The 13,106-nt window shown below is 71.5% G+C and carries 12 protein-coding genes; 4 read left to right on the top strand and 8 right to left on the bottom strand.

All coding sequences use genetic code 11. The annotated features are described in order from the left end of the window. Positions 1-5: 5 nt before the first annotated feature. The 8 genes from rpsJ to rfbB all read right to left on the bottom strand — a co-directional run bounded on the left by rpsJ (position 6) and on the right by rfbB (position 9,596). Positions 6-314 (bottom strand): 30S ribosomal protein S10, encoded by a 309-nt coding sequence (gene rpsJ, locus FHR36_RS14640; RefSeq protein ID WP_012785157.1) that lies wholly within the window; start codon positions 312-314, stop codon positions 6-8. A gap of 434 nt (positions 315-748) precedes the next feature. Continuing rightward, positions 749-2,497 (bottom strand): hypothetical protein, encoded by a 1,749-nt coding sequence (locus FHR36_RS14635; RefSeq protein ID WP_253797146.1) that lies wholly within the window; start codon positions 2,495-2,497, stop codon positions 749-751. Then, on the bottom strand, positions 2,482-4,350 hold the full coding sequence (locus FHR36_RS14630; RefSeq protein WP_253797139.1) for a hypothetical protein: 1,869 nt from the start codon (positions 4,348-4,350) through the stop codon (positions 2,482-2,484). The genes FHR36_RS14635 and FHR36_RS14630 overlap by 16 nt, the downstream gene beginning before the upstream one ends. Before the next feature lie 77 nt (positions 4,351-4,427). Then, positions 4,428-6,089: a hypothetical protein gene (locus FHR36_RS14625; RefSeq protein WP_253797137.1), complete on the bottom strand. Its 1,662-nt coding sequence runs from the start codon at positions 6,087-6,089 to the stop codon at positions 4,428-4,430. A 35-nt stretch (positions 6,090-6,124) separates the two neighbouring features. Further along, positions 6,125-6,520: a DUF2304 domain-containing protein gene (locus tag FHR36_RS14620; protein ID WP_253797133.1), complete on the bottom strand. Its 396-nt coding sequence runs from the start codon at positions 6,518-6,520 to the stop codon at positions 6,125-6,127. Next, complete coding sequence (locus FHR36_RS14615) at positions 6,517-7,206, bottom strand: glycosyltransferase family 2 protein (protein WP_253797131.1); 690 nt, start codon at positions 7,204-7,206, stop codon at positions 6,517-6,519. Before FHR36_RS14615 ends, FHR36_RS14620 begins: the two co-directional genes overlap by 4 nt. 75 nt (positions 7,207-7,281) lie before the next feature. Next, positions 7,282-8,622, bottom strand: a complete 1,341-nt coding sequence (locus tag FHR36_RS14610) for a lipopolysaccharide biosynthesis protein (RefSeq protein WP_253797129.1) — start codon at positions 8,620-8,622, stop codon at positions 7,282-7,284. Then, positions 8,619-9,596: a dTDP-glucose 4,6-dehydratase gene (rfbB, locus tag FHR36_RS14605; protein WP_253797127.1), complete on the bottom strand. Its 978-nt coding sequence runs from the start codon at positions 9,594-9,596 to the stop codon at positions 8,619-8,621. The genes FHR36_RS14610 and rfbB overlap by 4 nt, the downstream gene beginning before the upstream one ends. 113 nt (positions 9,597-9,709) lie before the next feature. Here rfbB and rfbA point away from each other — a divergent pair, with 113 nt between their 5' ends. Genes rfbA through FHR36_RS14585 form a run of 4 tightly spaced genes read left to right on the top strand, consistent with a single transcriptional unit; the run spans position 9,710 to position 13,094 of the window. Then, the gene (gene rfbA, locus FHR36_RS14600) at positions 9,710-10,585 is read left to right on the top strand and encodes a glucose-1-phosphate thymidylyltransferase RfbA (RefSeq protein ID WP_253797125.1); all 876 of its coding nucleotides are present in this window, start codon (positions 9,710-9,712) and stop codon (positions 10,583-10,585) included. Then, a complete protein-coding gene (locus FHR36_RS14595) occupies positions 10,582-11,181 on the top strand; it encodes a dTDP-4-dehydrorhamnose 3,5-epimerase family protein (RefSeq protein ID WP_253797116.1) in 600 nt (199 codons plus the stop codon). The genes rfbA and FHR36_RS14595 overlap by 4 nt, the downstream gene beginning before the upstream one ends. A 38-nt stretch (positions 11,182-11,219) precedes the next feature. Further along, entirely contained in the window at positions 11,220-12,116 is an 897-nt protein-coding gene (locus FHR36_RS14590; RefSeq protein ID WP_253797114.1) for a glycosyltransferase family 2 protein, read from the top strand. A 30-nt stretch (positions 12,117-12,146) separates the two neighbouring features. After that, a complete protein-coding gene (locus FHR36_RS14585; protein ID WP_253797112.1) occupies positions 12,147-13,094 on the top strand; it encodes an NAD-dependent epimerase/dehydratase family protein in 948 nt (315 codons plus the stop codon). Positions 13,095-13,106 lie beyond the last annotated feature (12 nt).

Genomic DNA, 13,106 nt, shown 5'->3' with positions numbered 1-13,106 from the left:
GCCTCTCAGAGCTTGATCTCGATGTCGACACCGGCCGGCAGGTCGAGACGCATCAGCGAGTCAACCGTCTTCGGCGTGGGGTCGAGGATGTCGATCAGACGCTTGTGAGTACGCATCTCGAAGTGCTCGCGCGAGTCCTTGTACTTGTGCGGCGAGCGGATGACGCAGTACACGTTCTTCTCAGTGGGCAGCGGCACCGGGCCCGCGACCTGCGCACCAGTACGAATCACCGTCTCGACGATCTTCTTCGCCGAGGAGTCGATGACCTCGTGGTCGTAGGCCTTGAGCCGGATGCGGATCTTCTGTCCCGCCATGGCTACTCAGTAGTCCTTTGTGTCGTCTGTTGCCACGCGGCCGCTTCTCCGGCCCCCGCGCTCGGGCGTGTCGCACTCGCGCTTGCAAAAAACCGGCGAATGACTCCGTCGGTTCCTGCGGTGGGTTCTTCGAAGTACCGGGTCGAGGCCCCGCCCACGCTTCCCGGAAGATTCCCGTACGTCCGCCCCGCAGCTGCCGCGGTGTCGGTTACACACCACTACGCCCACACGCCCACCGCAGAAGCAGTGAACGCGGACGTATGAACGGCCATCACGGGAACGACGAGTACATGGGACTCGCTTCCGGTCCTCCCGGCGGGAGGCGCGCAGCATCGGCACTCAACCGAGCAACTTGGACATACTGCCACACCCGGAGGATCAAACGCCAATCGACCGAACGGCGGAACCGGGCCCCGCCGTCGGACGGTCCGGGATCAGCCCTTGGTCCAGGGGGCCGGGCGTCCGCACACGACGGGCCACTCGGCGGTGGGCAGCGCGCCGCACCAGAGCTTGTCCTCCAGGTCCTGGCCCGGACCGAAGAAGGCGATGTCGATGTCCTCGCACTGCTTGACCGGGGAGTGCTCCGGGCAGCTGCCGTCCGGCTTCTTGACGGTGTGGGCCCGCCAGGCGTCGGTGCCCATGGTTCCGGCCTGCGGGTCCTCCGGCATGTACCGGTTGACCGACCAGGAGCCGCCCATCGCGGCGAACAGCGCCAGGCTGCAGACCAGGCCGGCGGCGAGCTGGACCCGGGTGCGGGGCAGCACCGCGCCGCCGAGCGGGCCGTCCGGGCGGCGCAGCAGCGCCGAGCCGCGCTGGACCGCCGCCATCGCGCCCAGGACCCCCAGGACGATCAGGCAGTACATGATGATCCAGGTGGTCCGCGGATACAGCTGGACGGTCTGGGTCCGCTCCAGGGCGGAGACGAACCAGAACCGCAGCAGCCAGGAGCCGGCCAGGGTGGCGGCCGCCACCCGCACCGCCACGTGGCGCAGGCCCAGGCCCACGCCGAGGCCGGCGCCGACCACCAGCAGCACCGCGATCCCGGTCTGTCCGCCGAGCTCACCGGGCACGGGCCAGTTGTGGTAGGTCAGTTGGCCGGGCCGGTCGGTGGCCCAGCCGAGCACGTAGCCCGGGTCGGCGTACACACCGAGGTAGGCGTACCGGTCCGGCGCGCCGGCGCCGAAGCGGACCAGCTCGTACAGCAGCGGGGAGCCGACCACCACGAAGCCGGCCACCGCGCTGCCGGCGAAGGCCAGCGCCCGCAGGACAGCCGCCCGTCCGGCGCGCCACGGGAGGGCCGCCAGGGCCAGCACCAGGACGCCGGGGGCGGACCACAGGAACCAGCCGGAGTACCAGAGGAACAGCGCCCCGAACCCGGCGCCGTAGCCGGCGCCGCGCAACACCGCGGCGCGGGTGGACAGTTCACCGGCCCGGGCGAGCCGGCGCAGGGCCGCCGCGGTCACCGGCAGCAGGACGATCATCGCGGTGTGGCTGTACGGCCGGATCGGGTCCAGGAAGGTGATCACCGACAGGACGGCGATCGCCAGCGCCCACACCGGCCGCAGCAGCAGCCGCCAGGCCAGGTACGCGGCCGGGCCGGCCAGCGCGGTGCAGACGATCTGCAGGTCGTGCAGGGCGAAGCCGCCGCCGCCGAGGCCGCCGTACTTCAGCTTCGCCCAGAGCGCGATGGCGGCGGGGAAGCCGGGCGGGTAGACGCCCGGGAGGTGGTGGGCGTGCATCATCGAGTTCGCCATCGCGACCAGCGTGCTCGGGTCGCCGTCCTGACCGCCGAGCGGCCAGGGGGTGCCGTGCAGCGCGATCACGGTGCCGCCGGCCAGCACACCGCCGGCCAGGCCGGCGAGGGCCGCGCAGACCAGGCGGCGCACCAGCAGGTGGCGGGCGAGCGGGCCCCGGTGGGCGGTGAACAGCAGGACGGCGAGCAGCGGCAGCCCGAGCAGCGCGCCGTACAGCTGGAGCGCGCCGAGGCCGCTGACCTGGCCTATTCGCACCACCGGGTCGACGTCGACCGTGGTGCAGATCCACGGGTACACCAGCGAGGCCGCGACGGCGGTCGCGGCCTCGGCGGCCGGCAGGAGCCGGCGGCGCGACGGCCGCCCGGCTCCCCCGGTGTTCCCCGCCCCCTCGTCCGCGCCCGTCGGCGCGGACGTCAGCGATGGCGCCACAGCACCCAGCCGTCCTTCCAGCTGACCTTGTCGACGTACCAACCGGCCGGCGCCAGCTTCCAGCTGTCCGCCGGGTTGACCGCGTGCGGGTCCTTCGGGTCGCGCGGGTCGCGCGGGGCGTCGGGGGCCTTCGGGTCGACCGTCGGCAGGCGCAGCAGGGCCACGGTGGCCTGCGCCGGCGGGGTGGTGCCGCCCTTCAGGTCAGTGGTCCAGACCCGGCCCCAGTAGACCTCGTACGGCTGGGCCATCCGCATGCCCCAGTCGTTGTCCCAGTCCATCACCAGGTTGTCGGTGCGCTTGATGCCCGCGTCCTTGATGAAGCCGGTGGCCGCGAACTTGCGGGTGTCGTAGTGCGGCTTGGCGACCTCGGCGGTGATCACGGTGGTCGCCAGGAAGGCGAGGGCGGTCAGGCCGAGGCCGAGCACCCAGATCACCTGGCGGCCGCCGGCCACCCGGAACAGCACGAACAGGACGGCGATCACGACGGCCACCTCGGTGGCCCGGACCAGGTGCAGGGTGGTCCAGTTGAAGCCCAGCAGCATCGCGTCCGGGACGCCCCAGGGGATGACGTAGCCCTTGAGGTCGCGGCCGACGTACCAGACCACGGTCTCGCCCAGGGCGCCCATCAGCAGCAGCCCGCCGGCGGTCAGCAGCAGCAGCGTGCGGCGGCCGGCCCGGACCAGCAGGGCGACGCCGATCACGGTCACGACCGGGACCAGGGAGGACAGGTAGCGGGCGTACACCCAGTTGTCGACCCGGGGGTCGTCGCCGAGGCCGGCCGCCGAGGCGAGCGCGATGCCGACCACCGAGGCCAGCAGCGAGAAGGCCACCAGCCGGGTCGGGCGCTCGACCCGCGAGGTGAACAGCGCCACCAGGCAGAAGGCCAGCGCGATCGCGCCGATGCCCCAGGTGGACATCATGAAGTACCAGAGCTCACCGGCGACCCGGGTGAGCGTCCGGGGGAGCTTCTCCGGGTCGAACAGCGCCTCGAAGACCAGGTTGCCGACCTGGCTCGGCGGGGTGGTGTCGAACTTCGACTCCAGGTACGACGCCAGCAGCTTGGCCGCGCCCATCCCGGCGCCCATCACCACGGCGGAGACCACCGCGGTCAGCCGCGGCGCCCAGCCGAGGACCAGGACGGCCAGCAGCACCACGCCGGTGATCGCGCAGATCACGCCGCCGCGGTCGTGGGTGGCCATCGAGTACGCGGCGGTGGCGGCCATCCCGATGCCGTACAGGTAGCGGGCCCGGGTGGTGCCGGGCGAGAGCCAGCCGTGCATGCACAGCAGCCAGCCCAGCAGCAGGACCGGGAAGATCGTCTCGGTCATCACGAACTGCGAGTAGAAGACGACCGGCGGCATCAGCGCGGCGGCGGTGCCGAACAGGTAGGCGAGCGGGCGGCCGAGGCCGGCCCGGCGCAGCGCCGCGAACAGCAGCACGAAGACCAGCGCGTTGAGGACCGCGTTGATCCCCATGATCAGGTGGTACGCGGTGATCGAGTTGTTGGCGAACCGGATCGCCGGGGCCAGCAGCAGCGGATAACCGCCGGGGATGACCACGCCGACCGGCATCTCGGTGGACGAGTGGCCGGCCAGCACCCGGGCCAGCACCAGGTAGGAGTCCTCGTCGGCGTGGACCGACGGGTACGCGCGGTGCACGACCAGGGACGCGCGGAACGCCACCTGGAAGAGGTAGCCGAGCAGCAGGGCCGCGGGCCAGAACCAGCGGCGGGCGGCGATCGCCCGCAGCCGCTCGAGTGCGCGGTCCGTGCCGGACGCCGGTCTGTCGGCCTCACCCCGCTCGGCGGGTTCGGGCCCCGGCTTCGGTTCCACGGCGGTCAAGGTCTGATCCATCACACACTCCCCGTGTGACACGGCCCGGGAACGGTCACACGGGCGTGCTGGTCGGTACCAAGTCTTGCGGGCGGCGCCTAGCGCGAGGGCAGCGGAGCCTCGCAGACGTGGTTCGGCGCGAACTTCGGGCACTTGCCGTTGGGCAGCTGGCTGCTGTGCGCGACCCAGGCCAGCCAGCCGAGCGAGTGCTCGTTGGAGGGCATGAAGCGGTCCACCGTCGCCGAGCCGGCGAGCGCGAAGAACAGCGTCAGGGCGGCCAGCGCGGCGCCGCCGGCGCGCATCGCGGACCCGGCCGGGCGTCGCGGCGCGTCCACCGCGCGGGTGCGCACCGAGAACCGGCGCACCGCCAGGTACGCGGCCATTCCGACCATCGCCAGGCAGCAGTACAGCAGTTCGGAGGAGGTCCTCGGGTAGAGCTGGACCAACTGGTCGCGCTCCATGTGCGAGGCGAACCAGTAGCGGAGCAGGAAGGAGCCGACCATGAAGAAGCCGGCCACCTGGACGACCGGCAGCTCGGCCCCCAGCCACAGCGCGACGCCGACACCGATCAGCAGCAGCACCACGAACACCCCGACGCCGCCCAGCTCGCCCGGCAGCGGCCAGGTCGCGTGGGTGTAGCCGCCCGGCAGGTCGCCCAGCCACATGGTGAAGTACGCCGGGTCGGTCTGGGTGTCGAAGTACATGTACGAGTCGGGGGTGCCCGAGCCGGCCAGCAGGCGCAGCAGGTACGGGCCGGCCATCACCAGGAACACCACGCCGGTGGCGGCCAGGGTGAGCAGCGCCCGGACGGTGGCGGCCCGGCCGCCGCGCGAGACGGCCACCAGGGTGGCCACCAGGCAGGCCAGCGCGCCCGGCGCGGACCAGACGAACCAGCCGGAGTACCAGAGGAAGAAGAGCGCGAAGACCACGCCGTAGGCGGCGCCGACCAGCAGCGCGCCCTTGGTCGTGCGTCCGCCCGACCTGAGCAGCCGGCCCAGGAAGTGCGCGAAGACCGGCACCAGGACCAGCAGGACGATGTCGACGTACGGCTTGGCCGCGGTGAAGATCGGGAAGACCGGGACCACGCCGATCGCCAGCGCCCACACCGGCGGGAGCAGCAGTCGCCAGGCGAGGTAGACGGCCGGTCCGGCCAGGGCGGTGAGGATCAGCGTGAGGATCTTCAGCGCCGCGCCCGGCTGGCCGGGGTTGAGGAACTGCGTCCAGTAGCTGAGCAGGTAGGGGAACAGCGGCGGGTAGACGCCGGAGATGGGCTTGCCGTGCTGGATCAGCACGGACCAGTCCTCCAGCTGTCCGGCGTCGCCGTGGAAGCCGTTCAGCGGCCAGGGGGTGCCCCGCAGCGCGACCGCGATGCCGCCGGCGTACAGGCCGGTGGCGAGGCCGGCGAGCGACGCGCAGGCCAGCCGCAGGCCGGTGCCCGGGGAGATGCGGCGGCTGACCGCCCACCAGCCGAGCGCCAGCACGATGGCGACCAGGATGAATCGCAGCTGGAGCGCGGCCAGGCCGCTGACCTGGCCGACCCGGGTCATCGGGTTCACCTTGATCGCCATGCTGAGGACGGTGAACCCGAAGGCCACCGCCACGGCCAGCACGGCCTCCAGGGCTACCAGGCCCGCTCGCGGACCCGCGGGCCGCGCAGCTGCCGGCCGCGCGCCGGCCTGGGCCGGTATCGACCGGCCGGTCGCGGTGTCGGCGCCGTCATGGACGGCGACGGGCGTCTGACCCGTCGGGAGCGAAGCCATGGGCCCCCCTTGTTCCTTCGTTCTCGAACGGGATGCTACCGGTCGGCCGTCTCGGCCCGGACCTCGGCCTGCTCGGCCGTGAAGCGGTCGTCGTTGACCCGCTGGCCGTCGTTGACCGCGATGGCCCGCGCCAGGTCGGTGAGCTTGGCCTCCAGCGAGCGGAAGCGCATGAAGCTGTTCAGGGTCATGAAGGCCATCGCCACGACCAGCAGGTAGAGCACCAGGTCGGTGCCGCGGCCGACGCCGAGCTGGTTGGCGATCCAGGTGACGTCCTGCGGGCGGAAGACCGCGTACACGTTGGCGATCACGAACGCGGCGAACGCCATCCGCTTCCAGGCACGGGTGTGCGCGCGGTCCCAGCGCCGGACGAACGTCAGGACCAGGGCGCCGGTACCGACCAGCAGCAGCAGCTGAATCCAGATGTACTTCATTTGCGCGCACGCTCCCGGAGCGAGATGTCGAAGAGGATGTTGACGCCGTTGATGAGGGACTGGCCCTTGGAGCGGGAGTACTCGGTGTACAGGATGTCGACCGGCACCTCGGTGACCCGCAGGTCCGCACTGGCCAGGAACGCCACGATCTCCGAGGCGTGGGCCATGCCGTTCATGGTGATGCGCAGCTGGGCGGCGGCCTTGCGGTTGAGCACCCGCAGGCCGTTGTGCGAGTCGGTCAGGTTGAGCTTGCGCGCGGTGGGGCTGATCGTGGCGGCGGTGCGCAGCACGACCCGCTTGATCCACGGGACCTCGCCGGTCTGCTCGATGAAGCGCGAGCCGAGCACGACGTCGGCCTGGTCGTCGCGCAGCAGGGCGACCATCTTCTCGACGTCCGGCGTCTGGTGCTGGCCGTCCGCGTCGAAGGTCGCGAAGTAGGCGGCGCCGGGCTGCTTGAGCGCGTACGCCAGACCGGTCTGCAGGGCTGCGCCCTGGCCGAGGTTGACCGGGTGGCGGACCAGGTGGGCGCCGGTGGTCAGGATGTGCTCGGCCGAGTTGTCGGTGCTGCCGTCGTCCACCACGACGATGTTGGGGAACACCTTGCGGGCGTTCTCGACAACGTCGGCGATGACGGTGCCCTCGTTGTAGGCCGGGATGACCAGCCACACATCGTCATAGTCGGACATCGAAGCTCCATGCTGCAGCGTCTGGCCGCGAGGTCGAGATGGGGTGGAAGGGGAGGTCCGGGTGGGCGCGGCGGATCATACCGAGTCCACGAGGGTGGGCCGGTGGGCACCGTTGCCGTCTGCCCCCGGTTCGCGCGGGAAGGTCAGCCGGACCGAGACTGCCATGGACAGCACCGCGGCCAGTGAACCCAGGGTGTACGCCAGGCAGACCGTGGTGGCGACCTGGCCGGGCAGCAGGGTGGTGCCGATCAGGACCGCGGTCCCGATCGCCCAGCAGAGCAGCTGGACCCGGTGGCGGTGCAGCACCATCAGTGCCTGGCCGAGCACCATGGCCAGCATGTAGCTGAGCGTGCCGGCCGACAGCCAGAAGAAGTCGGCACGGCTCAGCACGTCCTGGGCACCGAAGAGTACCCGGATCAGCCAGGGGCCGAGAATGGTCGCGGGCACACCGCCCAGGACGCCGAGCGCGGAGACCACCAGGCAGGTGCGCACCAGCAGCCGGGTGAAGCCCGGGCGGTCGCCGGCCGCGGCCGCGGTGGAGAGCCCGGAGAGCAGCGAGGCCTGCAGCGAGCCGAAGACGAACAGCGGCACCCGGGCCAGCACGATCGCGTTCAGCAGGCCGGCGGTGAGCGCGGCGTCGGCCGGGGCCAGCAGCTTGGTGCTGACCACGGCGGCGTTCACCACGACCTGGGAGAGCAGGGTGGAGACCACCAGCGGGCCGAGTCCGGCGGCCAGCGGCTTCCAGCCGGGCGCGGTGCCGGCGGTGACGTCCCGCAGCACCGGGCGGAGGGTGGCGGCGACCGCGATCAGCGGGGCCACGGTGAGGATCAGGGCGAAGGCCAGCGGGGAGCGCACCCCGCCGAGGCCGAGCGCGACCGCGAGGCCGATCCGCAGGCCGCCGTCGATGCCGAGCTGCAGCCCGTACGGGCCGAAGCGGCCGGCGCCGGCCAGGATGCCGCGGGTGACGTTGCCGGCCGCCATCGCGATGAAGGCGAGGCCGAGGGCGGCGACCATGCCGAGCCGGCCGTCGAAGAAGGTGTCGGCCAGCGGACGGGCCGCCGCCGCCATGGCGGCCGCGAGCGCGGCGAGCACGACGGCGGTGATCAGGCCGATCCGCCGGACCACGCCGGCGGTGCCGCGACCGTCGACGCGGTGCGCGGCGACGATCCGGGTGAGCTCCTGCTCGACCGGGAAGAACAGGCCCAGGCCGACCGACATCAGGATCGTCCAGAGCACCGAGACGGCGGCCATGTCGTCGGTGCCGAGGCTGTGTCCGGCCGCCATCAGGTGGATGTACGAGGCGGCCCCGAGCACGACCGTGCCACCGATCACCAGCGTGGTGCCCGGCGGCAGGGAGTTCAGGAGGGCGGCGAGCGGCGACCGCTTGGCGGTCGCCGCACTGCTTCTCTCGGTCACGACTGCTGGGCGGCCTTCACCTTGAGCGGCTCCCACCAGGCGCGGTTCTCGCGGTACCAGGCGATGGTCGCGGCGATGCCGTCCTCGAAGCGGACCTGGGGCTCGTAGCCGAGCTCGGTCCGGATCTTCTCGATGGAGAGCGAGTAGCGCAGGTCGTGGCCCTTGCGGTCGGTGACGTGCTCGACCATGTCCCAGCCCAGGCCGGCCGCCTCCAGCAGCAGGCCGGTGAGCTCCTTGTTGGTCAGCTCGGTGCCGCCGCCGATGTTGTAGACCTCGCCGGAGCGACCCTTGCGCATCACCAGGTCGATGCCGCGGCAGTGGTCGGAGACGTGCAGCCAGTCGCGGATGTTGCCGCCGTCGCCGTACAGCGGGACCTTCTTGCCGTCCATCAGGTTGGTGACGAACAGCGGGATGACCTTCTCCGGGAACTGGTAGTGCCCGTAGTTGTTGGAGCAGCGGGTGACCACCACGTCCATGCCGTGGGTGCGGTGGTAGGCCAGCGCCAGCAGGTCGGAACCGGCCTTCGAGGAGGAGTACGGGGAGTTGGGCGCGAGCGGCCACTCCTCGGTCCAGGAGCCCTCGGTGATGGAGCCGTAGACCTCGTCGGTGGAGACGTGCACGAAGCGGCCGACGCCGTGCTTGCGGGCCGCGTCGAGCAGCACCTGGGTGCCGACCACGTTGGTCATCACGAACGGGCCGGCGCCGGCGATCGAGCGGTCGACGTGCGACTCGGCGGCGAAGTGCACGACCACGTCGTGACCGGCCATCACCCGGTCGACGGCGTCGGCGTCGCAGATGTCGCCCTGCACGAAGGTGTAGCCCGCGTGGCCCGCGACCGGGGCGAGGTTGGCCTCGACGCCCGAGTAGGTCAGCTTGTCGAAGACCGTGATCTGGGCGTCCGCGTCCGCGTCGAACTGCTGACGGACGAACTCTGAACCGATGAAGCCGGCACCGCCGGTCACGAGGATGCGCATAGTGGTGCGGAGTCTACTACCACGTACGAAGGCCCCGGCCGGTGCACCCTGGCCCTTCGGCGTGGCGTCCGCCATGTTGGGCCCTCGCGGGGGCGGCACGTATGGTGACCCCCATGCGTGGCATCCTCCTGGCCGGCGGAACCGGCTCCCGTCTGTGGCCGCTGACCCGGGCCGTCTCCAAGCAGCTCCTCCCGGTCTTCGACAAGCCGATGATCTACTACCCGCTCTCCACCCTGGTCATGGCCGGGATCCGGGAGATATTGATCATCACGACCCCGCAGGACCAGGAGCAGTTCCAGCGACTGCTGGGCGACGGTTCGCAGTTCGGCCTCGACCTGCAGTACGCGGTCCAGGAGCGCCCCGAGGGCATCGCCCAGGCCTTCGTGCTGGGCGCCGACTTCATCGGCGACGAGCCGGTCGCGCTGATCCTCGGCGACAACATCTTCCACGGCAGCGGCCTCGGCACCCGCCTCGCGCAGCGCACCGACCCCAAGGGCGGCATGGTCTTCGCCTACCCGGTCGCCGACCCGACCGCCTACGGCGTGGTCGAGTTCGACGAGGACGGCCAGGTCATCTCCATCGAGGAGAAGCCGGAGAAGCCGAAGTCCCGCTACGCGGTGCCGGGTCTGTACTTCTACGACAACCGCGTGGTCGAGATCGCCCGCACCATCACCCCCAGCGCCCGCGGCGAGCTGGAGATCACCGCCGTCAACGACGCCTACCTGCAGTCCGGCGAGCTCCAGGTGACGGTCCTGGACCGCGGCACCGCCTGGCTCGACACCGGCACCTTCGTCTCGATGGTGCAGGCCTCGGAGTTCGTCCGGGTCATCGAGGAGCGCCAGGGCTTCAAGATCGGCTGCCTGGAGGAGACCGCCTGGCGCGCCGGGTTCCTCGACGACGACCAGCTGCGCGAGCTCGCCGAGCCGCTGAAGAAGAGCGGCTACGGCCAGTACCTGGAAGCCCTGCTGGACGAGGAGAACGCCCGATGAAGTTCCGCGAGCTCTCCGTCGAGGGCGCCTGGGAGATCACCCCGCAGCAGCACGGCGACCCGCGCGGCCTGTTCATGGAGTGGTACCGCTTCGACCACCTCGCCGAGGTCGTCGGCCACCCGCTGCGGATGGCCCAGGGCAACCTCTCGGTCTCGGCGAAGGACGTGGTGCGCGGCATCCACTTCGCCGACGTGCCGCCCGGCCAGGCCAAGTACGTGACCTGCGTGCGCGGTGCGGTCCTCGACGTGATCGTCGACATCCGGGTGGGCTCCCCCACCTTCGGCCGCTGGGAGTTCGTCCGGCTCGACGACGTCGACCGCCGCGCGGTGTACATCTCGGAGGGCCTCGGCCACGGCTTCTGCGCGCTGACCGACGACGCCACGCTGTCGTACGTCTGCTCCGAGACCTACAACCCGACCGGTGAGCACTCGGTCCACCCGCTCGACCCGGACCTGGCGATCGACTGGCCGGCCGACGTCCCGCAGCTGTCCGCCCGGGACGCCGCGGCGCCCTCGCTGGCCGAGGCCAAGGAGAGCGGGCTGCTCCCGGACTACCAGGAGTGCCTGCGGTACCGTCAGTCGCTGCGCGACAGCTGACCCTCCCCGTCCACCTCGAAACCCCGGGTGTTCCGTTCATGACGACTCTCGACATCATGCTGCCCTACTACGGCGATGTCTCCCTGATGCAGACCGCCGTCCGCAGCATCCTGGCCCAGAGCGACCCGAACTGGCGCCTCACCGTGGTGGACGACGGCAAGGAGCCCGACGTCCCCGGCTGGTTCGAGCAGCTCGGGGACGAGCGCGTCTCGTACCAGCGCAATGAGCAGAACCTCGGCGTCACCGGCAACTACCGCAAGTGCCTGGGCCTGGTCCGCGAAGAGCACTTCGTGATGATGGGCACCGACGACGTCATGCTGCCCGACTACGTCGCCACCGTCCGCGCCGCGCTCGCGGCCAACCCGGGCATCGGCATGGTCCAGCCCGGCGTCCAGGTGATCGACGGCGACGGCGTGCCCACCGAGGGCCTGGCCGACCAGGCCAAGAAGCGGATCTACGCGCCCAAGGTCAACGGCAGCCGGGTGATGGGCGGCGAGGAGCTCGCCACCAACCTGCTGCGCGGCAACTGGCTGTTCTTCCCGTCCATCTGCTGGCGCACCGAGGCGGTCCGCTCCATCGGCTTCCGGGACAACCTGGAGGTCACCCAGGACCTGGCCCTGGTGATCGACCTGCTGCAGGCCGGCGAGCGGATGCTGATCTCCGACACGGTCTGCTTCCAGTACCGCCGGCACGCCGTCTCCATCTCCTCCAAGCAGGCGTTCACCGGCGCCCGCTTCGCCGAGGCCAACCGCTTCTTCCAGGACGTCGCCGACCGGCTCGACGAGCACGGCTGGCCGAAGGCCGCCAAGGCCTCCCGGCTGCACCTGTCCTCCCGCATCCACGCGCTCACCATGCTCCCGGGCGCGCTGAAGAACCGGCAGAGCGACGGCGCGAAGACCCTGCTGCGCCACGTCGCCGGCAACGACGTCCGCTAGTACCGCCCACGCATCCCCGGAGACCTCGCGATGTCCGTCACCTCCCTGCCCCGCGTCGCCGTCCTCGGCGGCACCGGCTTCATCGGGCGGGCGATCCTCGCCAGCCTCTCCGAGCACGGCTACGGCCTGCTGACCGTCGCCCGCAAGGCGCCGGCGGATGCCCTGCCCGGCGACTTCGCCCGCCTCGACCTGGCCGAGGACGAGCCCGCCGCGCTGGCCGAGCTGCTGGCCGCCGAGAAGATCGACGTGGTCGTCAACGCGGCCGGCGGCATGTGGGGCCTGACCGACGAGCAGATGGTCGGCGCCAACGTCGGCATGGTCTCCCGGCTGCTGGAGGCGCTCGCCTCGATGGAGCGGGCGCCCCGGCTGGTCCACCTCGGCACGGTGCACGAGTACGGGCTCTGCCCGATCGGCGTGAGCCTGTCGGAGGACTCCGTCCCGGCGCCGTCGATGGTCTACGGGCAGCTCAAGCTCCAGGCGACCGAGTTGATCGCGGACGCCGTGCGCACCCGCGGCCTGGACGCCGTGGTGCTCCGCCTCGGCAACGTGGTCGGCGCCGGCCAGCCCGGCCACAGCCTGCTCGGCGTGATGGCCGCCAAGCTCGCCGAGGCCCGCGCCGCCGGCGTCACCGCCGAACTGTCGCTGCAGCCGCTCACCGCCCAGCGCGACTTCGTCGACCTCCAGGACACCGTCGACGCGATCATCGCCGCGCTCACCCCGGTCGCCGCTCCCCCGGTGCTCAACGTCGGCCTCGGCCGGGCCAGCTCGGCCCGCGAGCTGGTGGAGCTGCTGATCGAGACCAGCGGCGTGCCGACCGAGATCACCGAGGTGCCGGCCCCGGCGGGCAGCGGCCCCGAGACCGAGTGGCAGCAGCTCGACGTCTCCGCGATCGAGCGGGCGCTCGGCTGGCGTCCGCGCCGCAGCCTGCGCGAGGCGGTGGCGGCGCTCTGGACGGCCGCCGCGACCCCGGGGAACTGACCCCCTTATACT

The organism is Kitasatospora cinereorecta (genome assembly GCF_024172095.1).
Taxonomy (GTDB): domain Bacteria; phylum Actinomycetota; class Actinomycetes; order Streptomycetales; family Streptomycetaceae; genus Kitasatospora; species Kitasatospora cinereorecta.
The sequence above is the reverse complement of the archived record's forward strand: the minus strand, read 5'-3'. Positions and strand labels throughout refer to the sequence as shown.

Excerpts from the sequence above, each read along its gene's own strand:
- rpsJ (WP_012785157.1), bottom strand. The coding sequence starts at position 314 with ATGGCGGGACAGAAGATCCGCATCCGGCTCAAGGCCTACGACCACGAG.
- FHR36_RS14590 (WP_253797114.1), top strand. The coding sequence starts at position 11,220 with ATGACGACTCTCGACATCATGCTGCCCTACTACGGCGATGTCTCCCTG.
- FHR36_RS14630 (WP_253797139.1), bottom strand. The coding sequence starts at position 4,350 with ATGGATCAGACCTTGACCGCCGTGGAACCGAAGCCGGGGCCCGAACCC.
- FHR36_RS14595 (WP_253797116.1), top strand. The coding sequence starts at position 10,582 with ATGAAGTTCCGCGAGCTCTCCGTCGAGGGCGCCTGGGAGATCACCCCG.
- rfbB (WP_253797127.1), bottom strand. The coding sequence starts at position 9,596 with ATGCGCATCCTCGTGACCGGCGGTGCCGGCTTCATCGGTTCAGAGTTC.
- FHR36_RS14620 (WP_253797133.1), bottom strand. The coding sequence starts at position 6,520 with ATGAAGTACATCTGGATTCAGCTGCTGCTGCTGGTCGGTACCGGCGCC.
- FHR36_RS14585 (WP_253797112.1), top strand. The coding sequence starts at position 12,147 with ATGTCCGTCACCTCCCTGCCCCGCGTCGCCGTCCTCGGCGGCACCGGC.
- FHR36_RS14625 (WP_253797137.1), bottom strand. The coding sequence starts at position 6,089 with ATGGCTTCGCTCCCGACGGGTCAGACGCCCGTCGCCGTCCATGACGGC.
- FHR36_RS14615 (WP_253797131.1), bottom strand. The coding sequence starts at position 7,206 with ATGTCCGACTATGACGATGTGTGGCTGGTCATCCCGGCCTACAACGAG.
- rfbA (WP_253797125.1), top strand. The coding sequence starts at position 9,710 with ATGCGTGGCATCCTCCTGGCCGGCGGAACCGGCTCCCGTCTGTGGCCG.